Annotated in this window: 16 protein-coding genes; 9 read left to right on the forward strand and 7 right to left on the reverse strand. The window is 64.5% G+C overall.

Annotation, left to right across the window (positions count from 1 at the left end; genetic code table 11):
* The first annotated feature begins 122 nt into the window (after positions 1 to 122).
* From F600_RS0113720 to F600_RS0113730, 3 genes are read left to right on the forward strand one after another with little or no spacing between them, the layout of a single operon-like run.
* Positions 123 to 4,808, forward strand: coding sequence for an NAD-glutamate dehydrogenase (locus F600_RS0113720; RefSeq protein ID WP_245541533.1), 4,686 nt, complete (start codon positions 123 to 125; stop codon positions 4,806 to 4,808).
* Positions 4,805 to 5,233: an acyl-CoA thioesterase gene (locus F600_RS0113725; protein ID WP_156024586.1), complete on the forward strand. Its 429-nt coding sequence runs from the start codon at positions 4,805 to 4,807 to the stop codon at positions 5,231 to 5,233. Before F600_RS0113720 ends, F600_RS0113725 begins: the two co-directional genes overlap by 4 nt.
* Positions 5,233 to 5,907 carry a DUF8010 domain-containing protein gene (locus F600_RS0113730; protein ID WP_018161195.1) on the forward strand — a complete coding sequence of 225 codons (675 nt, stop codon included), beginning with the start codon at positions 5,233 to 5,235 and terminating at the stop codon, positions 5,905 to 5,907. Before F600_RS0113725 ends, F600_RS0113730 begins: the two co-directional genes overlap by 1 nt.
* A 27-nt stretch (positions 5,908 to 5,934) precedes the next feature.
* Here F600_RS0113730 and F600_RS0113735 read toward each other — a convergent pair whose 3' ends face one another.
* From F600_RS0113735 to F600_RS0113745, 3 genes are all read right to left on the reverse strand, one after another.
* A complete protein-coding gene (locus F600_RS0113735; protein ID WP_018161196.1) occupies positions 5,935 to 7,638 on the reverse strand; it encodes a right-handed parallel beta-helix repeat-containing protein in 1,704 nt (567 codons plus the stop codon).
* A 66-nt stretch (positions 7,639 to 7,704) separates the two neighbouring features.
* Entirely contained in the window at positions 7,705 to 9,243 is a 1,539-nt protein-coding gene (locus F600_RS0113740) for a glycoside hydrolase family 13 protein (protein WP_018161197.1), read from the reverse strand.
* A gap of 30 nt (positions 9,244 to 9,273) precedes the next feature.
* Entirely contained in the window at positions 9,274 to 9,669 is a 396-nt protein-coding gene (locus tag F600_RS0113745) for a globin (RefSeq protein WP_018161198.1), read from the reverse strand.
* A gap of 103 nt (positions 9,670 to 9,772) precedes the next feature.
* On the opposite strand from F600_RS0113745, the gene F600_RS28260 reads away from it, so the two are divergent.
* The gene (locus F600_RS28260) at positions 9,773 to 11,599 is read left to right on the forward strand and encodes a glycosyltransferase family 2 protein (RefSeq protein ID WP_081628842.1); all 1,827 of its coding nucleotides are present in this window, start codon (positions 9,773 to 9,775) and stop codon (positions 11,597 to 11,599) included.
* Between the two features lie 6 nt (positions 11,600 to 11,605).
* Here F600_RS28260 and F600_RS28265 read toward each other — a convergent pair whose 3' ends face one another.
* Positions 11,606 to 13,261, reverse strand: a complete 1,656-nt coding sequence (locus tag F600_RS28265; protein ID WP_018161199.1) for a right-handed parallel beta-helix repeat-containing protein — start codon at positions 13,259 to 13,261, stop codon at positions 11,606 to 11,608.
* Between the two features lie 239 nt (positions 13,262 to 13,500).
* Between F600_RS28265 and F600_RS0113760 the strand changes: the two genes are divergently transcribed.
* The 3 genes from F600_RS0113760 to F600_RS0113770 all read left to right on the forward strand — a co-directional run bounded on the left by F600_RS0113760 (position 13,501) and on the right by F600_RS0113770 (position 14,895).
* A complete protein-coding gene (locus F600_RS0113760) occupies positions 13,501 to 14,130 on the forward strand; it encodes an HNH endonuclease (RefSeq protein ID WP_169518408.1) in 630 nt (209 codons plus the stop codon).
* Between the two features lie 89 nt (positions 14,131 to 14,219).
* A complete protein-coding gene (ctaJ, locus tag F600_RS0113765; protein WP_018161201.1) occupies positions 14,220 to 14,444 on the forward strand; it encodes an aa3-type cytochrome oxidase subunit CtaJ in 225 nt (74 codons plus the stop codon).
* Complete coding sequence (locus tag F600_RS0113770) at positions 14,431 to 14,895, forward strand: DUF5130 family protein (RefSeq protein WP_018161202.1); 465 nt, start codon at positions 14,431 to 14,433, stop codon at positions 14,893 to 14,895. Before ctaJ ends, F600_RS0113770 begins: the two co-directional genes overlap by 14 nt.
* A gap of 57 nt (positions 14,896 to 14,952) precedes the next feature.
* Here F600_RS0113770 and pepN read toward each other — a convergent pair whose 3' ends face one another.
* Positions 14,953 to 17,505, reverse strand: a complete 2,553-nt coding sequence (pepN, locus tag F600_RS0113775) for an aminopeptidase N (protein ID WP_018161203.1) — start codon at positions 17,503 to 17,505, stop codon at positions 14,953 to 14,955.
* A 42-nt stretch (positions 17,506 to 17,547) separates the two neighbouring features.
* Positions 17,548 to 18,774, reverse strand: coding sequence for an NAD(P)/FAD-dependent oxidoreductase (locus tag F600_RS0113780; RefSeq protein ID WP_018161204.1), 1,227 nt, complete (start codon positions 18,772 to 18,774; stop codon positions 17,548 to 17,550).
* Between the two features lie 180 nt (positions 18,775 to 18,954).
* On the opposite strand from F600_RS0113780, the gene F600_RS28270 reads away from it, so the two are divergent.
* Positions 18,955 to 19,782 (forward strand): SDR family NAD(P)-dependent oxidoreductase, encoded by an 828-nt coding sequence (locus F600_RS28270; RefSeq protein WP_018161205.1) that lies wholly within the window; start codon positions 18,955 to 18,957, stop codon positions 19,780 to 19,782.
* A 134-nt stretch (positions 19,783 to 19,916) separates the two neighbouring features.
* Positions 19,917 to 20,729, forward strand: coding sequence for an alpha/beta fold hydrolase (locus F600_RS28275; protein ID WP_018161206.1), 813 nt, complete (start codon positions 19,917 to 19,919; stop codon positions 20,727 to 20,729).
* Here F600_RS28275 and F600_RS28280 read toward each other — a convergent pair.
* A complete protein-coding gene (locus tag F600_RS28280) occupies positions 20,726 to 22,024 on the reverse strand; it encodes a condensation domain-containing protein (RefSeq protein ID WP_018161207.1) in 1,299 nt (432 codons plus the stop codon). The genes F600_RS28275 and F600_RS28280 overlap by 4 nt on opposite strands.
* Positions 22,025 to 22,029 lie beyond the last annotated feature (5 nt).

Genomic DNA, 22,029 nt, shown 5'->3' on the forward strand with positions numbered 1-22,029 from the left:
TGGCGGAAAGTTCCCGACACCGGACTGTTGCGTGAGGAGTCGGTTGATCCGTCATTACGGCTTCAACTACGCGGCTAGTGTCGATTTCAGAAGCAGCCGCGTGCTCGTTCTGGGGAGGCTCCGTGACCGGACCGGATCTCGAAGCAATCGCACCTCAGTACTTCCTCCAGGCAAGTGCTGAAGTGACCGATCCGAAGGAATGCCTCCGGCGTCACTTCGACGCGGGACGGTCCCGGATGCCGGGCGAACTGTGCCTGCGGGTGGACCGTGAGCGGCATGTGGTCGACATTGTTTTCGACGACATGCCGCTCCTCGTCGAGTCGGTCACGGCGCTGCTGACCCGGCTCAAGGTCGGTCTCGCCGCGATCATCCACCCGGTGTTCAAGGTGTCACGCGATTCCAACGGCGTCATCACCGAATTCGGTACCGGGCCGTTGGAGTCCTGGATACATCTCGACTTGTTCTCCTCGACCACCGTGGCGCAGTTCAACGAGGTCGAATCTCAACTCGTGACCGTTCTCGGGGATGTCCGCCGGGTCGACGACGACGCCGCTGCCATGCAAGCGACCCAGCTCGACATCGCCGCCGCCCTGGATGCCGCTTCGGGCCCATTCACCCGTCAGGAACTCGACGACTGTGCGGCGTTGATGCGCTGGCTCGCCGGTGGGAACTACACGCTGCTGGGGTACTGCAAGTACCGGTTCGGGGCCGCGGGAAACACGGTCCTGGACAAGAACTCGTCGCTGGGGCTGATGCGATCAGAGCTCGTGGCAGCACCGATCGATCTGCATTCGGAACCGGGCGAGGCGAGACCGCTGCTCGTGTTGACCCGTGGCGTGGTGCCCGCGACCGTGCATCGATCCGTCTATCCCTACTTCGTCGCCGTGGCGCTCATCGAGGACGGCCGGATCGTCGGTGAGCACCTGTTCGTCGGCGTTCTGACCGTGATCGCGATGTTCGAGAACGTTCTCGACATCCCCGTCATCGAACGTCGCGCGCGGAACGCGATCACACAGGCGGGATTCGCTCTCGAATCGTTCAGCGGCCAGTCGATGCTGGAACTGATCCAGTCGCTGCCTCGTCCCGAGCTGTTCGCCTCGAGCACCGAGCAACTCGTGGCCATCACGTCCGCACTCGCGAATGCCCGATTGCGTCGGCAGGTTCGGCTGTTCCTGCGCGAGGACCACTACACCGGATTCGTTTCGTGCCTGGTCTACCTGCCGCGCGACCGATTCTCGACCCGCGTCCGGCTCGACATGCAGGCGATCCTCCTGCGGGAACTCGACGGCATCGGCCTCGATTTCACGGTCCGGGTCTCCGAGACCGACCTGGCCACGGTGTACGTCACGATCCGTCGCAGTCACCCGGGTGCCGACGTCTCCGATGCCAATCGAGAACGCCTCGAGCAGATGCTGTCCGACGTCAGCCGGACCTGGCAGGACCAGCTCGCCAGCGCGGGCGATGTCGACCTGGCCCAGCGCTATGCGGACGCCTTCCCGGAGAGCTACAAGCACGACTTCGACGGGGAACGCGCGGTCAACGACATCCGCCGGCTCGAGGCGCTGACGTCCACGGGCGTTGATGTCGACGTCGTGCGGGCCGACGCCACCACCGCCGGGCTGTGGCGTTTCACGTTGTACGTCGCGGGGGAGGGCATCTCGCTGAGCCGCGTCTTGCCGATTCTGCAGAGTCTCGGCGTCGAGGTGCTCGACGAGCAGCCGTATCGAATCGGGCTCGCCGGTTGGGTCTACGACTTCGGGCTGCGCGTGCGCGGTGACCTCCTGCTGGGCGGGTTGTCGGACGATCTCGACGCGGAGCTGTCGGCTGTCCCGGTGCCAGTGGATGGCCTGCGGAACAGATTCGCCGACGCCTTCCGGGCGATGTGGCACGGCGATGCGGAGATCGACACGTTCAACGAACTCGTCCTCAAGGCCGGCACGAACTGGCGTGAGGTTGCGGTTCTGCGTGCGTATGCGCGGTATCTGCGGCAAGCCGGCTTCCCGTACAGCCAGGGAATCATCGCCCGCATGTTGCTGAGCCACGCGGCGGTGTCCCGGCGGTTCGTCGACCTGTTCATCGCGCTCTTCGAACCGGGATCGGATCGTCCATCGGCGAAGATCGAGTCCGAATTGGCGACCTCGATCGACAACGTCGTCAGCCTCGATGCCGACCGAATTCTCCGCGCGGTGTTGACCCTCATTCGAGCGACGTTGCGCACCAACTATTTCCGCTCGCGGCCAGTGTTGTCGTTCAAGCTCGAACCGCGGGCGATCGCGGAGCTCCCGAAGCCGCGGCCGATGTTCGAGATCTTCGTGTACTCACCGCGAGTCGAGGGAGTGCATCTTCGCTTCGGCCCGGTGGCGCGCGGTGGATTGCGTTGGTCCGACCGCCAGGAGGACTTCCGCACCGAGGTCCTCGGCCTCGTCAAGGCGCAGGCCGTCAAGAACGCGGTCATCGTGCCGGTCGGTGCGAAGGGCGGATTCGTCGTCAAGCGACCGCCCGCACCAACCGGAGACGCGGCACTGGATCGCCAGAACTTCCAGGCCGAGGGCATCGAGTGCTACCGGCGGTTTGTCAGCGGCTTGCTTGATCTCACCGACAACGTCGATCTGTCGACCGGGGCGACGATTCCGCCGCCCGATGTCGTCCGTCGCGACGGTGACGACACCTACCTGGTCGTCGCCGCAGACAAGGGCACCGCGACCTTCTCCGACATCGCGAACTCGGTCGCCCAGGACTACGGTTTCTGGCTCGGCGATGCGTTCGCCTCCGGTGGGTCGGCCGGCTACGACCACAAGGTCATGGGCATCACGGCGCGTGGTGCCTGGGAAGCGGTCAAGCGCCATTTCCGTGAGCTCGACCTCGACACCCAGAAGCAAGACTTCACTGTTGCCGGAGTCGGCGATATGAGCGGCGACGTCTTCGGTAACGGCATGCTGCTCAGCGGCCATATCCGACTGGTCGCGGCCTTCGATCACCGCCACATCTTCCTCGACCCGGACCCGCAACCCGCGCGATCGTTCGCCGAACGAGAGCGTATGTTCGCGCTACCCCGGTCGTCGTGGGCGGACTACAACACCAAGCTCATCTCGCAGGGCGGCGGCGTGTGGGAACGCACGCTCAAGTCGGTTCCGCTGTCGCCGGAAGCCCGTGCGGCTCTCGGGTTGCCGAACGACGTGGTGTCGCTGTCGCCGCCGGAACTCGTGCGCGCGATCCTGCTCGCGCCGGTCGACCTGTTGTGGAACGGCGGCATCGGTACGTACGTCAAGGCGAGCACCGAATCGAACGCCGACGTCGGAGACAAGTCGAACGACGCGGTGCGCGTCAACGGCCGTGATGTCCGGGCCCGGGTGATCGGCGAGGGCGGAAACCTCGGAGTCACCGCGCGCGGACGTATCGAGTTCAGTCAGCACGGCGGCCGGATCAACACTGACGCGCTCGACAACTCCGCTGGTGTCGATTGCTCGGACCACGAGGTCAACATCAAGATCCTTCTCGACGCGATCGTGTCGAGCGGGGAACTCGCGGTCGAGGACCGCAATCCGCTGCTCGCGTCGATGACCGACGAAGTCGCGGCACTGGTGTTGCAGGACAACATCTCCCAGAACACTCTGATGGGCATCAGCCGCTACGAGGCGGCACCGATTCTCAACGTGCACCGGCGCATGATCAGCGACCTCGAACAACGTCGGGGACTCGATCGCGAACTCGAGGCTCTACCTTCGGACGCCGAGATCGCCGAGCGGATCGAGGCTGGGCGCGGGCTGACCTCGCCGGAGCTGTCGAACCTCATGGCGCACGTCAAGCTCGGGATCAAGGACGAACTCCTTGCCAGCGATCTCCCGACGGTGCCGGTCTTCGCACAGCGTCTGCCGGGATACTTCCCGGACCCACTGCAGCAGCGGTTCCGCAAGGCGATCCGACAGCATCCGCTACGCCGGGAGATCCTGGCGACGGTCCTCGTCAACGACATGGTCGACAATGCCGGAATCTCGTACGCATTCCGGCTCCGCGAGGAAGCAATCGCCACCACGACCGATGCCGTTCGCGCCTACACCGCGGCCGCCGAGATCTTTGGGCTGCGAGATCTGTGGGTTCGGATCCGCGCCGCCTCGGCTCCGACGTCGTCGCTCGATGCGCTGGAGCTCGAGTCCAAGCGTTGCCTCGACCGCGCGTCGCGGTGGCTCCTGTCGAACCGGCCACAGCCGCTGGCGGTTGGTGCGGAGATCCAGCGGTACCAAACCAGGGTCGCCGATCTCACGCCGAAGGCCATGGAATGGATGGGCGAAATTCGTCGCGACCACATCCGCACGCACGCGCAGGGGTGGATAGACGCGGGGGTTCCGGAACATCTCGCGTTGGATGTCGTCCGCTTGCTCGACCTCTTCCCGCTGCTCGACATCATCGACCTGTCCGAGGTGACCGACCGATCCCGCGACGAGGTGGGCGCCCTGTACTACGCCCTCGATGCGCGATTGGGAATCGATCGGCTGTTGACGGCCGTGACGCACCTCGAACGTGGCGATCGCTGGCATGCGTTGGCTCGCCTCGCGCTGCGGGACGATCTCTACAGTTCGCTGCGATCCCTCACCGTCGACGTCATGATGGCCTGCGATCCGGAGGACACCCCGGCCGAGAAGATCGCGGACTGGGAGTCGACGAACCAGTCTCGACTGCTCCGTGCACGCAGTGCGCTCGCGGAGATTTTCGGTGTGCCAACCGAACCCGACCTCGCCACGCTTTCGGTGGCGGCGCGGCAGATCCGTAGCATGGTCAGCGGCGCCGGCTACCAGGAGAAGCAACGTTGATTGAAGACCAGACCAGGGGATTCCTCGCAAAGGTGGAAGTCCGCTGGTCGGATATGGATGCGTTCAACCACATCAACAACGCGCGAATGGTGACGATTCTCGAAGAAGCGCGGATTCCGTGGCTGTTCAGTGCCGGTAAGCCGACGCTGGCGTTGGCTAAGGGCTGTGTGGTGGCAGACCTGCGCGTCCGTTATCGGGGGCAACTCCATCACGACCACTCGCCGCTGCAGATCCTGATGTGGGTGGAGAAGATCCGCGCTGTCGATTTCACGATTCGCTACGAAGTGCGTCCGTGGGGCGCCCCGCTGTCGGATCGGCCGGCGGTCGTGGCGTCGTCGCAGGTTGCCGCGATGGATCTGCAGGCACAGCGCCTGCGGCGGCTCACCGAGCCCGAGAGGGAGTACCTGAAGAGTTGGATGCGTTGATGAGCGATCGTCTGCTCGAGATCCCGGACCCGGTCGAGCGCGCCAATCTGAGCGCGTTCGTCACGCGCGTCAACCGACTCGACGAGGCTGCCGTCGTGCGTATGCGGGTGCGTGGCTCGGATACCTTAACCGCCTGGGCGCCAACAGGTTTCGATGTCCTGGCGGTCCGTGTGGTGACCGGCGTGCTGAAGCCGTCCGACGTCACGGTCGCGGGCGACGTGTTGATGCGTGGGCTGGAGTCGCATGCGGCCGGGGTCGACCTCGGATTTCCGATGGATTCGTCATGGCGGGGAGCGCTGCCACCAGATCAGGGCTTCGTCCACATCGACGACGTGCCGGCTCGCGCACTGGTGTCGCTCGCGCAGCGGGGCGTCGAGATCGCGCGCGAACACGGGCGGACGCCGTCGTCGTTGCTTGATTCGAAGGTGCTCACGGTCACCGGTGCCGGCGACGAGGTGACCATTGCGATGCGCACCGTCTTCGCACTCAATGCCATGGGATTCATTCCGGTGCCGGGTAATGCGCAGTCGACCGATGAGATCGACCCGGAACGCATCGACCCGAACGAAATGGTGCGTGTTCGCGCGTCGAAGACGTGGTTGCGGCTCGATGCCCGGTTCGGGTCGATCGCGACCCGGCGGGGGAGCGAGTTGTCGGTGATGGTGCGGAGCTAGCTCCGGGAGTGCATGGGTTTCGAGCCTTTACCGCCCCGCGCGCACTGCCGCGGCCCCGGCGTCGTAGGACTTCGTGAGCTCGTCGGCGAAGTAGTCTTCGCGTCCGCGGTCGATCTTCAGCGCGCCGAGATCGACGCCGGTGCCGACGAGCGGTGAGCCATTGTCGAGGCGAAGATTGATGTCCTTGAGCTGGCTCGCGTTCCGGATCGAGGTCGGTGAGCCGATCAGACCGCGCAGGTCAGGGTTGGTTTCGACGCCGACCGGGCGCCCCGCCATTAGTTCCTGCTCGCTCGAAGCGCGCCAGGCAGCGAGGGTCGAGTAGAGCTCGCCGTTCCATTCGAACGGGCGACCGGTCCGTTCGGCGTAGTAGACGTTGCCGCCGAACGTGATTCCATCCGGCGTGAACTCTTTGGCGCGGGTCAGCTGCGCTCCGGTGTTCGCAACGAAGACGTTGTTGAGCACTTTGATGTCGTGGAGGTTGCCGAGCACGAGGACCGTCGGCGGGATGACGCCATCGTGCGCCTTGGTGACGACGGTGTTGTGGTAGACCTGCGCGTCGAAGACACCGGTTCCCGAGTCCGGACCCTGGGTGCCGCCGAAGATCGTGATCGCGCCGTAGAAGCCGCTGGCTGTCGCATCGTTGACCGAGACGTTGAACCGGACCTGGTTGTTCCGGTGCGTCTGATTGTTGGCGTTGCTGAACAGCATGTATCCGGCGCCCGCGTTGTCGTACGACAGGTTGTACTCGAGCGTCGAGTCCGAGACGTTCTGGTCGAGATCGAACCCGTGTCCGTCGGCTTCGCCCGTCGTGTTGTTGTACGCGAGGTTGTGCTCGATCCGAATGCGGGTCGAGTCGTAGGTCCAGATTCCGGCCGGGCCCTCGATCGTGTCCGAGAGAGCGCCGTTGTGGTGCGCGGTCGAGTACTCGACGATGCCATCCTCGACGCTGCCGAGCACGATGCCGCTGCCGCTGTTTGTCGTCAGCGTCGGATCGCCGGTGTTGCCCGCCGCTTCGACGCGGGAGATCCGCACGTTGGTGTGCGAATACGTCGGGTGGGCGGGATCGAAATCTGAGCCGTAGGTGAACAGCCCGGAGAGACGGTTCTCTTTGACGAGCGCGTCGTGGATGTCGAGGCCGTCGAATCCCGGTGCGCCAGCTACGGCTCCAGCGGCGATTCCGTGCTTGAAGCCGGCGACCGAAACTCGCTGGATGACGATGCCGCGTTGGCGCTGCGGGGAGCTCTTGTCGTTGTACACCGCTATGCCATCACTATTCGAGACGGCGGCTCCGGGGCCGACGATCTCGAGATCCTGCACCGTCACACCGCTGCGGTTTGCCACGACGACCGCGGAGTCCTGGTCGTTGACGATCTGCGCACGTCCGTCGCCGTAGGAACCGATGACGAGCGGGTGCTGTGGATCGTCGGCGCCATGGTCGATGACGATCTGGCCGCGGAAGCGGGAACCACCTTCGAGAAGCACCTGCTCACCGGCGGCGAGGCGGGCTTCGCTGACCCGAGCGAGCGTCTTCCACGCGGTCTGCGGTGTGCGGCCGTCGGCCTTGTCGTCACCCGAGGCACTGACATAGAACGCATTCGGAAGTGCGTTGTCTTTCTGGAGCAACGCATGAACGCCGAATCCAGCGGCGGTGACAAGCACGACCGCGCCGACCGAGAGCGAAGCTCCGACGATCAGCGAACGGTTCTTAGGCGACTTCTGGACGTGGTGCATCGCGGGCGAGCGTAGCGCCGTTTACCCGAACAATTGGGATTTGCGACGGCGTTGATGCGTCAAACGTTATACGAGCCAAACCGCCGTATTCGGGAGTACCGAATCGGTGATCGGACCGCTCGCGAGTAGCACTTCACCCGCCGGCAATGGAATGGGTTTGGTGCCGGTGTTGACGAGAACCGACAGTCCGCCGGAACGACGGAAGAAGACGGAATCATCGGTGGCGGAAAGACCATCTAGGTCACCCGAGAATTCACTCCGGCTGTGCCGCAATCGAAGTGCGGCCTGGGTGAGAGCGAAGGTCGAATTCGGGTCCGACTGCTGTGCCTCGGCCGTCAACGTCACCCATTCCGGCGGCATCGGCAGCCAGGAATTCCCTGTCGTGAATCCGAATGGCGGCTCGGTTCCCGACCAGGGGAGCGGAACCCGGCAACCGTCGCGGCCGCGAATAGTGTGCCCGGAGCGTTCCCAGACCGGGTCCTGCAACACTTCCTCGGGCAGGTCGTCGACGTTGGGCAGTCCGAGTTCGGAGCCGTTGTAGATGAACGTCGGGCCAGGTAGGGCGATCGTCAGGAGCATCATGGCGCGCGCCCTGGCAACGCCGATCGCGCCGCCGCCGTACCGCGTCACTTCCCGTTCGATGTCGTGATTTGACAGCGTCCAGGTCGGATTGGCTCGGACCAGGGTGACTGCCTTGAGTGAGTTCTCGATTGCTTCGCCGATCTCCTCGGCGTCGAAGTGGACCTCGGCAAGCTTGAAATTGAACGCGAGGTGGAGTTCGTCGGGCCGTACGTACTCACCGAAGCGGGTCGAGTCCTTGCACCACACCTCGCCGATCGTCACCGCATCCGGATAGTCATTCATGACGGTGCGGATCTTGCGGTGAATCGCATGCACGCCCGGGTTATTGAACCGCGGATCGTCATCATCGAGGTCCAGCATTCCGTGCGCGATGTCCGCCATGTCGGGCAGACCTGGCGGTTTGGCCATGCCGTGCGCGACGTCGATGCGAAAACCGTCGATTCCACGGTCGAGCCAGAAGCGCAGGGTCTTCTCGAGGTCGGCGAAAACCTCGGGGTTCTCCCAGTTCAGGTCGGGCTGCTCCGGCGCGAAGATGTGCATGAACCATTCCCCATCCGGCACCTGCTGCCAGGCAGGTCCGCCGAAGATGCTGGGCCAGTTGTTCGGCGGCTCGCTCGCGGCACGCCCCGGCCGGAAGATGTATCGCGATCTCTCCGGACTTCCCGGCGGGGAGGTCAGCGCTTCCTGAAACCATTCGTGCTGGTCGCTGGTGTGGTTGGGGACGAGGTCCATGACGACTCGCATGCTGAGTCCATGGGCGGCCTCGATGAGTTCGTCAAGCGCTTCGATGCCGCCGAACAAGGGATCGATGTCCCGTGGGTCGGAGACGTCGTAACCGCCGTCGGCCATCGGAGATCGCATGACCGGGCACAGCCAGACTGCGTCGATGCCCAGCGATTTGAGGTAGGGGAGACGTGCGCGAACACCGCCGAGGTCGCCGACCCCGTCGCCGTCCGAGTCCGCGAACGAACGCGGATAGACCTGATAAAAGACGGCGTTCGACCACCACGACATGGTCGCCATGGTGTCACGCCCCGGACGGTCTCGCAGCCGTCAGAACGGAGAGTTCATCAATGAGTGCGCGGCCATTTCGAAGTAGTCGATGAGTGCCTTGCGGTGCGCGGCGTCGATTGCCGAGTCGTCGATCGACGCGATCGCGACATGCATGCAGCGCAGCCAGGCATCGCGCTCGATGGGACCGACCTTGAACGGAATATGGCGCATCCGTAGTCGCGGGTGTCCACGCTCGGCGGAATAGGCCTGCGGTCCGCCCCAATACTGCTCGAGGAACATGCGAAGCCGGCGCTCGGCGGCTTCGAAATCGTCCTCTGGATACAGCGCGCGGAGAACTTCGTCTTCCTTGACCTCGGCGTAGAAACGATGCACCAGCTTCTCGAAGGTCTCAGCCCCACCGACGGCCTCATAGAAACTCTGCCCAGATGTCGTCACGGTTCCTATTGTGCCTCCTCGCCAAGTTCGGGTGATTTCTCCCCGGTTGGCACGCGGGGCTCAGTGCTGAATTCCGCGCTTGCTGCAGTTAGCATGCGAGGCGATGTTGCTGAATACGACCGGGCATTTCGTTCCGCCCGAGGTTTATCTACGCGAATTGTCTGGCGGACGGGTTGTCGGTATCCGGCCGTCCGGTCCCGTGTTCTCTTCACGAATTCCACCGCGCCGGGTGGCGAGCCGCAGCACCTTCGTGTGGGCGCTGAGTCGGCCCATGCGAATTCTGGTCGGATTCATTTCTCTGACGTGGCTGGTGACTCTCGCGCTGTTTCTCGCGTGGTGGTCACTGCCAGAACACCGACTGTCGATCGGTGCATTCGTCTTCAATACCGCGCTGCTTTTCTACGTTCTGATCATTCCGGGGTACTTCGTCGTCGCCGCGAACCGGCTGCGAAAAGTGAATCCAGCATTGAACATTCCGCCAATGCGGGTGGCAATGGTGGTGACGAAAGCGCCTTCCGAACCGTGGTCCATGGTGCGCGAGACGCTGTCGGCGATGCTGAAGCAGCAGTTCCCGCACCCGTACGACGTCTGGCTCGCGGATGAGTCGCCGACCGCGGAAGTCGAGGCCTGGTGTGCCTCGCGTGGGGTGTCGATATCCACGCGCCGGGGAGTCCCGGAGTATCAGCGAACACAGTGGCCGCGTCGTCGGCGCTGCAAAGAGGGCAACCTCGCCTACTTCTATGACCACTACGGCTACGCGGCCTATGACGTCGTCTCCCAACTCGACGCCGACCACGTTCCCGAACCCACCTACCTCGCCGAAATGGTCCGGCCGTTCGCCGATCCCGCGATCGGCTACGTTGCCGCGCCGAGTGTGTGCGGCGCGAACGAGGACGTGTCGTGGGCCGTGCGTGGGCGGCTCTATCGCGAATCGGTGTTCCACGGCCCGCATCAGCTCGGCCACAACCACGGGCTTGGTCCGGTGGCGATCGGATCGCACTATGCGGTGCGTACCGAGGCGCTGAAGGAGATCGGTGGTCTCGGACCCGAGCTCGCCGAGGACTTCACGACCTCCTACCTCATGAACGTCGCGGGCTGGTCGGGAGCCTTCGCCATCGAGGCGCATGCGAACGGCGAGGGACCGGACACCCTGGGTGCGATGTTGACCCAGGAATTCCAGTGGTCGCGCAGCCTCGCCATGTGCAGCATGACGCTGGTTCCGCGCACGCTGAAGCGGGTTCCGTGGCGGATGCGGCTGCGCTTCGGATTCGCTCTGGCGTTTTATCCGATGCTGTGGCTCACGTCGATGATGGGGATCGTGCTGGCCCCGGTCGCGGCGGTCACGGACGTCTCGTGGGTCCGCGTCAACTACGGCTACTTCCTGGTGTTCTGGTTCGCGATCAGTCTTCAGCTCGGCGCCCTCGCGTGGCTCAGCAAGCGGGCCGGACTACTGCGCCCACGCAACGCCCCGCTCATGAGCTGGGAACAGTGGGTCTACGTTTTCGCGCGCTGGCCCTTCGTCGGATTCGGTGTCGTTGCCGCATTCGCGGAACAGTTCCGCCGCAAACCGCTCGACTTCAAGGTGACGCCCAAGCACGACGGCACCCGGTCACCGTTGCCGGCGAAGATCTTCGTGCCATTTCTGATCATCGCCTTCGGCCTGTGCCTCGCGGCAATCTACGGGACCATCGAGGTCGGTCCGGTCGGCTACGTCGGCCTGACCATCCTCGGTGCCAGCGCGTACGTGATGGCGACCTGCGCATTCACCATCCGGCACGCATTGGAAGCGCGGCAGGTGACCGCGATCGGATTCTTCCGCGCACTGCGCCTCATCTGGGCGCCGTTGCTCGGCTGCCTCGCAGCGGGATATCTGCTCGTCATCGGGATCTCGGCGTACGCGCAGTATCTGCTGCTCGAGTTCCGGTTCTAGCGGAACTTACTTGCCGCCGCCTGCGGCGCCGATGTCCCAGCGCGTGCGGACGCGTGGGGAGCCCAGGTAGTCGCGGTAGTTGTCGGGGTCGATTTCGAAGGCGCTCGAAAGATTGACCCCGCCGCCGATGAGCGGCGAACCCGTGAGCGGACGGAAACCGATCAGAGTCTCGATCTTGTGTGCATCGGTGATCTCGACGAGTTTCGGATCGACGACGCTGCCGCCGATGACGCCGGTGGGGGCACCACCGAGAGTCTCCTGAGTGGTCGCGGCCTGCCAGCTTGCCAGGTCAGGGTAGGTTTGTGGACCCCAGGTGATGGCAAACGCACCCGCGGGTGCGGAGTAGGAGTTTCCGGCGAAACGCACGTCACCCGGGTCGGTGTCGATCGACTGCACGAGACGGTTCGGCCCATTGACGATGACGGCGTTGTTCGCGACGACGACCTTCTCGAGCGTGCCGCCGATGAGGAAGGCGCTCGGGGTACCGCCCGGCATCGGTGACGTGACCACCGTGTTGTTGTAGACCGCGGCATCGCGAATGCCGCCGGCCGTATGCGGACCGGACAACCCGCCGAGGAGGGTGATCGAGCCGTAGTACTGGGTGCCGGACGCGGCGTCGTTGATCGAGACGTTGTTGCGGATGACGTTCTTCAGCGAGTCCGTCGTCGGCGCGTTCGTGTAGAGCAGGTAGCCGTAGCTGTGGTTCTCGTACGACAGATTGAACTGCATGAGCGAGTTGGTGACGCCCTGGTCGAAGTCGAATCCGCCACCGTCGGCGCCCTGCGTGAGGTTGCGGTACGACAGGTTGTGCTCAAACACCACGTGCTCGGAGTCGTAAGCCCAGATCCCGACTGGGCCTTCCGTGGTGTTCGAGTTGCCGCCGTTCTCATGAGCAGTACTTCGCGTGACCGTCGCGTCCTCGACGCTGCCGAGGACGATGCCGCTACCGGTGTTCTTCGTCGCGAGCGGGTCACCGTGGTTGTGATGCGCCTCGACGTTCCGCACCAGCACGCCTTTGTGGGCGTAGACCGCCGAGCCGGCCGTGAGCGTTGGGCCCGAGGTCGAGAGGCCCGCCGCGACATTGTCATGGACCGTCGAATTCTCGATGGTGACCTGCTCGAATCCGCTGTTACCCGTGGCGGTCAGCGTGATGCCGTTCCGGAAGCCGCTGGCCTCGACGCCATTGACGTCGATGCCGCGCAGCCGGGTGCTGTTCTTTGCGTTGTTGACGAATCGCAGACCGTCTTCGGTCGCGGTGTTGCCGACCAACGTCAGATTGCGGATTTCCACGCCGGCCGTGTCGACCACGGCGATCGCCGGTCCGCCGGAGGCGGAGATCGTGGCGCGGCCGGGTCCGGCGGTCTCGATCACGACCGGATCGTCGGCATTGCCCGCGTCATCGTGGTCGAGCACCAAACTGCCGGTGAACATCACTTTCGGATCGAGAAGCACGTGATCGCCGGGGCGAAGTTTGAGCGCGTTGACCGCGTTGAGCGTCGCGAGAGCGCGCTTGGGTGTTCGACCGTCGTTGTGGTCGGAGCCGGTCGCGGCGACATAGAACGTGCGGTACGGCACGAGCGACTTCCCGACGATCACCGCGCTGTAGCCGAGCGAACCGAGGACGGCTGCACCGACAACGGCGATCGAGGCGCTACGGAGCAATCGAGTGCTCGGCGCCCTGTGCTGTTTCGGCCGGATGATCAGGTCGAAGTCCTCCTGCTAACGCGTCCGCAGACATTTTGAACTCACCAAGGGGGTGAATTTGTATTCGCAGAGTTCAGCCCGGCGAGTTTTCTATTGCGGGCGACCCGCTCTCCGCATACTTTTGCTGTCGAGATCAAGTTTCAACGGTCTTGACTCGGATAAACGTCAGAGTGCGTGGTGCAAAGGTACTCGATGCGATGAAACGGATCAGCCCAGCCCGGGGCCATCGACAACTCATGCCCACCGATGTCCGAAATCGGGGATCGGGGGCTGATCTTGATGTGACCCATGTCGGTAGCGCCCTCCGGGTGCGCAGCCGTGTACTCCTCCTCAACGCCACCTTTGAACCGCTGGCAGCATTGCCGGTGCGGCGGGCAGTCACACTTCTGGTCTGTGACAAGGCCGATCCGGTCCACGAGGACCCGGATACGGAATTAACCGCGTTCCACTCTGTCGGCACCACAGTCTTCATTCCGTCGGTTATCCGACTTCGCCATTTCGTCCGCGTGCCCTACCGGGGCCGGGTTCCGCTCACGCGCGCCGCGCTGATGCTGCGCGATCGAGGTCGCTGCGGATATTGCGGCGATCGCGCGGAAACCATTGATCACGTGATCCCGCGGAGCCGCGGGGGAACGCACGCGTGGGAAAACTGCGTGGCCAGTTGCGCGCCGTGCAACCACCGGAAAGCCGACCGTCTGCTGAGCGAGATCGGCTGGACTCTGCACACTCCTCTGGTACCGCCGACGGGACCACATTGGCGGCTTCTGTCCGCCACGACTGAGCTCGAGCCGGACTGGCTGAGGTACCTCGGAGAGGGCGCGGCGTGAGGCGTCATTTGAAGTGAATGTTGTCTTGCGCGTAGGCAGATCGAGCCGTCCATGTTTGTTGGAGGGGTCTGCTGGACTACGGTGAGATTGTGAGTAATTCTGCGCTGCTCCACACTGTTCCGCTGGTGGTGATCATTGCGGTTTTCGCACTTGTCTACCTTCTCGACAAGAAGGATGTGTGGAAGCCGACCGAGTACCACAAGGGTGACGAGTGGACCCACGATCCGTACCTGTGGACTGCGACCTCTGAGCCAGTAGCCCACCTTCACGCTGACAAGGATGCAAAGGGGGGAACCGCAAGTGGCAAGTGGTAAGCACGCTCCGGTCGCGCACGCCGACCTCCCGTCGGGCTCGGTCGTGACCAACAGCGGTCGCGTTTCCAGCGCCGCTGAGCATCTCTATGCATTTGATCCGTCGCCGTTTACTCGCGGCCAGCGGATGCGCCTCGACGACGCTCTCATCGCGGCCAACCGGACGACCCAGGTTCGCTTCAATGTCTATGTCGGCGACCTCGGCGCATCGACGGCCGCAGGTGCGGACGCGATCCTGAAGACGACCCCGAATGCGGACAACTCGGTTCTCATCGCGGTCTCGCCGAATCAGCGCACCATCGAGATTCGCGGCGGCGCGGCGGCGACCAGCGTAACCGACACGGTGTGTCAGCTCGGTGTCACGGCGGCGAAGTCGAGCCTCGCTGAGGGCGACCTGCTCGATGGCGTGGTGTCGGCGATCAACGTCATCGCCTCGGCCATCACGGGACCCTAGTTCTCGAACAAATTTGGCCCGGCTCGATCAACGAGCCGGGCCAAATGTCGTTTGCGGTCAGCGCGCGTCGAAGGCCCGCGCGTTCAGCGACCGTGCGATTCCCGCACGCCCCTCGACGACGAGTCGCCGCAAGGCCGGCGGATGATCGCCGGCGAGGAACTCATCGGCGATACCCAGCGCCTCCGCGGACACATCCCAACTCGGGTACAGCCCGACGACGCAGGTCTGTGCGACCTCGCTCGACCGGCGCTCCCACAGCGGACCGACGGTTTCGAAGTACTTCTTGACGTACGGCTTGAGCAGTTCACCCTGGCCGGCCGGCGAAAAGCCCGTCACGATCGCGCGGTTGGTGATGTTGGCGAGCGTGTCGTCACCGGTCGATCGAGCCCAGGCCTCGGCTTTGGCTTCGGCGAGAGGGCGAGCCGCACGGCACTGCTCCCGCTGACGCTGACCCGCGGCGGTGTTGTCGCGTTCGGCTTCGGCATCGATGAACGGAGACTCGAGGCCATCGGCATCGACCTTCCCGGCCGCGGCGAGCGCGAACACGAGACGCCAGCGCAGATCGGCGTCGATGGTCAGGCCAGGCAAGCCGTTCGCCGCCGGGTCGGACTCGAGCAGCGCCGCGATCAGATCCGTGTGGCGGTCCTCGAGCTTCGAGCTTGTCAGCGAGTTGACGAACGCAAGCTGGTGGTCCGAGCCTGGCTCGGCGGCCTGTGCGAGCTCAACGAGGCGGTCGGCAAATGCCGGCCACCCCGACGCCTTTGCCCAGCCCGGCTCCGAGTATGCGCCGATCGCGGTCTGTGCCTGCAGCAAGAGCCGCTGCACGACGCCGACCTCGGTTTCGGCACCGATACCGCGTTGCACGAGTGCCACGAAGTCGCGGGCCCGCATCTCGGCTTGGCGAGTCATCTCCCAGGCCGCGGACCAGCACAGCGTGCGGGGGAGCGAGTCGGCGATGTCGCCGATGCGCTCGATGAGGACCTCGAGGGATGGCTCGTCCAGGCGGACGGAGCAGTACGTGAGGTCGTCGTCGTTGACGAGGACCAACTTGCCGACCGGGCTGCCGACGAGGTCATGCACCTCAGTCATGGCCTCGGCCTCGACATCGAGCTCGACGCGGTTGATGCGGACGAGCTTTCCGCTGCCGTCTTCGTCGTAGATGCCGACCGCGAGGCGGTGCACACGACGCTCGCCTGCGCCCGGCTCGGCGCCGTCCTGATGAATGAAGAACGAGCTGTACAGGCCACCTTCGACGGTGAACTCCGGGCGCAGCGTGTTGAGGCCCGTCGTCTTGAGCCACTGCGTGCCCCAATCGGAGAGGTCGCGGCCGGATGACTTCTCGAGCGCAGACAACAGGTCGTCGAACGTCGCGTTCTCGTACGCATGGTCCGCGAAGTACGACCGCAGACCGGCGAGGAACGGTTCGAGCCCCACGTACGCGACGAGCTGCTTGAGCACCGAAGCGCCCTTTGCATACGTGATGCCGTCAAAGTTGACCTCGACGGCGTGCAGGTCCGGGATGTCGGCCGCGATCGGGTGCGTCGACGGCAGCTGGTCCTGGCGGTACGCCCACGACTTCTCCGCGTTGGCGAAGGTCGTCCACGCGCTCTTGTATTCCGTCGCCTCGGCCTGGCACAGCACCGACGCGAAGGTCGCGAACGACTCGTTGAGCCACAGGTCGTCCCACCACTTCATCGTCACGAGGTCGCCGAACCACATGTGCGCCATCTCGTGCAGCACGGTCTCGGCACGCCGCTCATACGACGCGCGTGTGACCTTGGAGCGGAACACGTAGTCCTCGAGGAACGTCACCGCGCCGGCGTTCTCCATCGCGCCCGCGTTGAACTCGGGAACGAAGAGCTGGTCGTACTTGCCGAAGGCGTACGGAACGCCGAAGTTGCGGTGATAGAAGTCGAAGCCCTGCTTGGTCTCGGTGAACAGTCGCTCCGAGTCCATGTGCTTGGCGAGCGACGAGCGGCAGAAGATGCCGAGCGGAATCGTGCCGTGTTCGTCGGTGTAGGTGTCGTTCCACTCCGCATATGGCCCCGCGATAAGCGCAACGAGGTAGGAGCTCATGCGCGGCGTGGTCTCGAACTGGTGCTTGCCGTCGACGACGCTGCCAGGGCCGTTCGAGATGACCTTCCACCCATCGGGGGCCGTCACGGTCACGGTGAAGGTCGCCTTGAGATCAGGCTGGTCGAAGCACGCGAACATTCGCTTCGCGTCTGCGGTCTCGAACTGGGAGTAGAGGTAGACGGACTGATCGGACGGGTCGGTGAAGCGATGCAACCCTTCGCCGGTGTTCGAGTAGGCGCAGTCCGCCACGACCACGAGTTCGTTGTCGGCGGCGAGGTCGGTCAGCGCGATGCCGAGCGACTCGTCGAATCCGCTGACATCGAGAGCCTGGCCGTTGAGGTGCGCCGACACGAGCGTCGGGGCAACGAGATCGATGAAGGTCTCCGAGCCCGGCTTCGCAGTGAAGGTGACCGTGCTGACCGAGCGGAAGGTCTTAGGCCCGGTCGTGAGGTCGAGGTCGATTCGATAGTTGTGGATGTCGAGTACGGATGCCCGAGCGTTGGCCTGTTCTCGGGTGAGATTCGGGGAAGCCAAGGGAAGTTCGTTCCTTTTTTGTCAGGGGGTTGGAGCGGCAGGTCAGACGTCGGAAAGTGCGATCGTCGAGTCCGCGAGAGCCGCGGAGTCGACGGTTCGGCCCGAATTGATGAGCGCCTTGATGTCGTCGGTGAGGTCCCAGATGTTGACGTTCATCCCGGCGACGACCCGGCTGTCCGAGTCGAGCCAGAACGCGACGAACTCGAGGGCCTCGAGATCACCGCGGATGACGACGCGGCTGTAATTGCCGGGTTCGGCGAGCCCGAGGTACTCCATGCCGAGCTCGTATTGGTCGGTGTAGAAGTACGGCTGACGTGCGTACGGTTCCGGCTTGCCAAGCATCGCCTTGGCTGCGGTCGCCGGCTGGTTGAGCGCATTCGCCCAGTGCTCGACGCGAACACGACGGTTCAGCACCGGGTGCCAGGCGTCGGCGATGTCGCCGACGGCGACGATGTCCGCATCCGAAGTGACGAGGTTTTCATCGACGAGAACGCCGCCGTCGACGTCGAGACCGGCGTCGCGAGCGAGTTCGATGTTCGGCGCCGCACCCACAGCGACGAGAACGGTGTCCGCTTCGACGGTCGACCCGTCGGCCAGGCGCAGCCCGGTCGCCTTACCGCCGTCGACGGTGATCGCCTCGACGCTCGCATTCGTCCGCAGGTCGACGCCCTTGGCGATGTGCAGGTCAGCGAAGACCTGGCCCAGTTCGGGTCCGAGCGCGGCGTACAGCGGCGTCTGGGCCCCTTCGACGATGGCCACCTCGGTGCCACGCGACCGCGCCTGCGCGGCCACCTCGAGGCCGATCCATCCCGCGCCGACGATCGCGAGCCGCGCGCCGTCGGTCAGCCGCTCCGACAGCGCGGATGCGTCGTCGTACGTTCGCAGGTAGAAGACGCCCTCGGCGTCCGAACCCGGGATCGGCGGGCGCTTGGAGCGCGATCCGGTCGCGAGCGCGAGTTTGTCGTAGGTCAGCGTCGAGCCGTCGTCGAGGGTCAGCGTCTTGTTCGCACGGTCGAGCGAGGTGACTTTGGTGTTCAGCCGGACGTCGATCGAGTTGTCCGCGTACCACTGCTCGGGATTGAGCGTGAAATCGCTCAATTGCTTCTTTCCGGCGAGGTAGCCCTTGGTGAGCGGCGGCCGGTCGTATGGCAGATGGGACTCGCCGGCGATCATGACGACGGTGCCGTCGAATTGCTGATCGCGAAGGGCCTCAGCGAGTTTCGCTGCGGCCAAGCCACCGCCGACGATGGCGAAAACTGGCTGGTTCATGAAGCCTCCTGAAGATCGTCCACCAGGGAACGACCCTAGTCCCCGGGGGTGACAAGAGGGGAGACAAGACACTCCCTTTGGGTGAGCCCCCAGCCTGGAAGAGGCACTAGCGTCCCATTCGCCGCGTGTCGGGTGTGGTGCCCGGAGGTTTGCTTTGAACCCGCAGGTAAGGTGCGGCTCATGTCCAGACGTGCCAAGCTCCTCGAAGGTCGAGTTGTCGCGGTCACCGGTGCCGCAAAAGGAATCGGGGCGGCGACGGCTGCCGCGTTCGCGGCCGCGGGTGCTCGAGTCGCACTGGGCGACATCGACATTGAGACCGCGCACCGCACGGCCGCCGAGATCGGGGATCGCGCTTCGGCGTTCGGCCTCGATGTCAGCGACGCGTCCTCGTTCGAATCGTTCCTCGACGCTGTGGAGTCAGAGCTGGGCCCGCTGGACGTCCTGGTCAACAACGCCGGGATCATCGCGCCGGGTGAATTCCTGTCCGAGAGCGACGACGTCACCCGCAAACAACTGGACGTCAACGTCTACGGCGTCATCGTCGGCTCCAAGCTCGCCGGACGGCGCTTCGCAGCGGTGAATGGCGGTCACATCGTCAACATCGCGTCGACGTTCGGTGTCACTGCGGCGCCCGGCCTCGCCACGTATGCGGCGACCAAGCACGCGATCGTCGGGCTGAGTGAAGCGCTGCAGCAGGAACTCAGCCCGTTGGGTGTCCGCGTGACCGCCGTTCTGCCTGGTCCGGTGCGTACTGAGTCGGAGATTCGCTCCGGGTCGCTGGTGCGAAAGATCGTCAAAGTCGAGCCGGCCCAGGTCGCCGATGCGATCGTCGAAGCCGTCGCCGACCAGAGTTCCGGTCCGATCTTCGTGCCTGGCCCGTTCGGGCCGGTGCTGCGTGGTGCGCACCTGCTCCCTCGCTCGCTTCGCGAAGGCGCATTTCGCTTCATGACCTGGTCGGGAGTGACCGGACCCGACGTGCCGGTCGAGTCTGTCCACGAATCGCGCTAACACACTTCGAACAAAGTCCGATAACGGGGATGGCAACCCCGGTGTGTCGTTTCTCACAGAGGCCGTATAGTGCCTTCTTACGTCCTCCGGGAGTGAATGCAGTCGTGGACTAGATCAAAGGAGATCTGCCAGTGATGCAATACGACCGTTTCGGTTCAGGCGAACCGTTGGTGCTCGTTCATGGTGTCGGCCATAACCGGCATGCGTGGGACCACTTGATCCCGCACCTTGAGCGGTACTTCGACGTCATCGTCGTGGATCTTCCGGGGCACGGAAAGTCTGAGTCGCTGGACCTGAACGGTCGTACCGTTTCTGAGGCGTTCGTCGACGCTTTCCATGAACTGTTCGACTACCTGGGCATTGACCGGCCGCACGTCGTCGGCAACTCTCTCGGCGGCCGAATCGCACTCGAGATGGCGGCACGTGGCGAGGTCCGAACCGCGACCGCGCTTTCGCCCGCTGGATTCTGGCAGGGCGCACCTGAGGTCGCCTACGTGAAGTCGCTCTTTGCCAGCGTGTCTTTCGCGGCCCGTGCCGCGGGCCCGCTCGCGCCGATCTTCATGCGTTCGCCGCTTGGCGCTGCCGCCCTGAAGGTCTTCCTGGACCAGCCGGGCGAACTGTCGAAGGACCAGATCACGACGATGATCAACGGCTTTGTGTCGGCACAGCCGGCGCTGCGGGCGATCCTCTCGAACGCATCGAACTTCGACGCACCGATCCCGCCCGAGGTCGCCGTGACCGTCGCCTGGGGCACGAACGACCACGTGCTGCCGTTCAAGCAGGCCAAGCGCGCGAAGAAGCAGATTCCGAACGGTAGCCACATCACGCTCAAGGGCTGTGGACACGTGCCGATGTCGGATGCTCCGGACTTGATCGCGCACATCATTCTCGGGACTGCGGCCAAGCGTCCGTCGGCTCGCTACGCACTCGCGGCCGCCACGGCTTAACTCCGCAGGACCTCGCGAAACAGGTCCGAGAACTCCTGCGCCGCCGCGGCGTCGAACTGCGGGTGCCGGTACCGAACGGTCAGGAACATCTCTCCGTCGACGGTGACTGCTCCGACTCCGATTCCCATCGGCATCGTGCATGGGGGAGAGAACCAGAGTTCGGTGACGTCGACCGCATTGCCGCCCAGCACGTCCGGGTTCGCGAGGCGACCGAGATTGCTCAGCATCGCGGTGTCGACCGCGCGGTCGCCGACGATCGGGCGCTTGGCGATCAAACCGGCCTTGATTCCGGCCGGAAGTAGGGTGCCCATCGCCAGCAGGTCCACGAGGACGCCCTGGGTTCGGTTGGTCTTGATGGTCGTCGTCCGGCGAAGAGCGGCCTTCGTCGCCGCGACCAGGGCGGATTGCTCGCCGCGTTTGATGTGTGCGGTCACATAGGACGCGAAGTTTCCGATCACTTCGTACTGCCATTCCGGGGGCCGGACATTGAACGGCATGGTGATCGAGATTCGTCGCCGCCGCTTGCCGTGCGCGTCGTTCCAGCGGCGGATCGTGACCGCCAGAGCAGCGAGAAGCAAGTCGTTGACCGTCGCTCCATCGGGCCGTGCGGACATGATCCGCGCGCTTTCGTCGCGGTCGATCTTCAGAAGGTGGAACCCATAACCCGCCTCGTTGTGGCCCCGCTCGATCGCGACGCGAGCCGGATCGAGCGAGCTGATCGACAGATGCCCGAGCAACGATCGAAGCCGGACCGCCCGTTCCACGAGGCGCCTCGCGCCGACCAGTTTGCGCACGTTGCGCGCGGTCACCGGATCGAAATCCGGAACGGGGTCGGGTTGGCCGGCGTAGTTCCGAATGATCGAGTTCATCAGCCGATACGACGACATTCCGTCGCCCGCGGCATGGTGCAGGTTGAGCATCAGATAGTCGCCGCCCGAGGACTTGGCCAGAACGACCTCGAATGTTCCTCGCCGACGGATGTCCGGGACATGGCTCTGCAGAGCGCTGCGAACTTTGTCGACGTCCTCGAGTGACGCGCATTCGGCGATGGAAAACGTCGGCTCGCCGGGAACGTCGGGAATGTGCCACCAATAGCGGGTGTCCGTAGCGGCCCAGTCGGCGATGCGTGCCCGCGCGATCGGATGAATGGCCATCGCCTGGCGAACGGCGTCGCGCACGCGCTCGGCGTCGAGACTGCCGTCCACGCGAACCTCGAAGTGAACACTCCACGGCTCGATATCTGAGCCGAGGTTCAGACACGCCTCATCGAGAAAGTCCAGTCGAGCTTGCCGCATGTACC

The organism is Smaragdicoccus niigatensis DSM 44881 = NBRC 103563 (genome assembly GCF_000380645.1).
Classification (GTDB): Bacteria; Actinomycetota; Actinomycetes; order Mycobacteriales; family Mycobacteriaceae; genus Smaragdicoccus; species Smaragdicoccus niigatensis.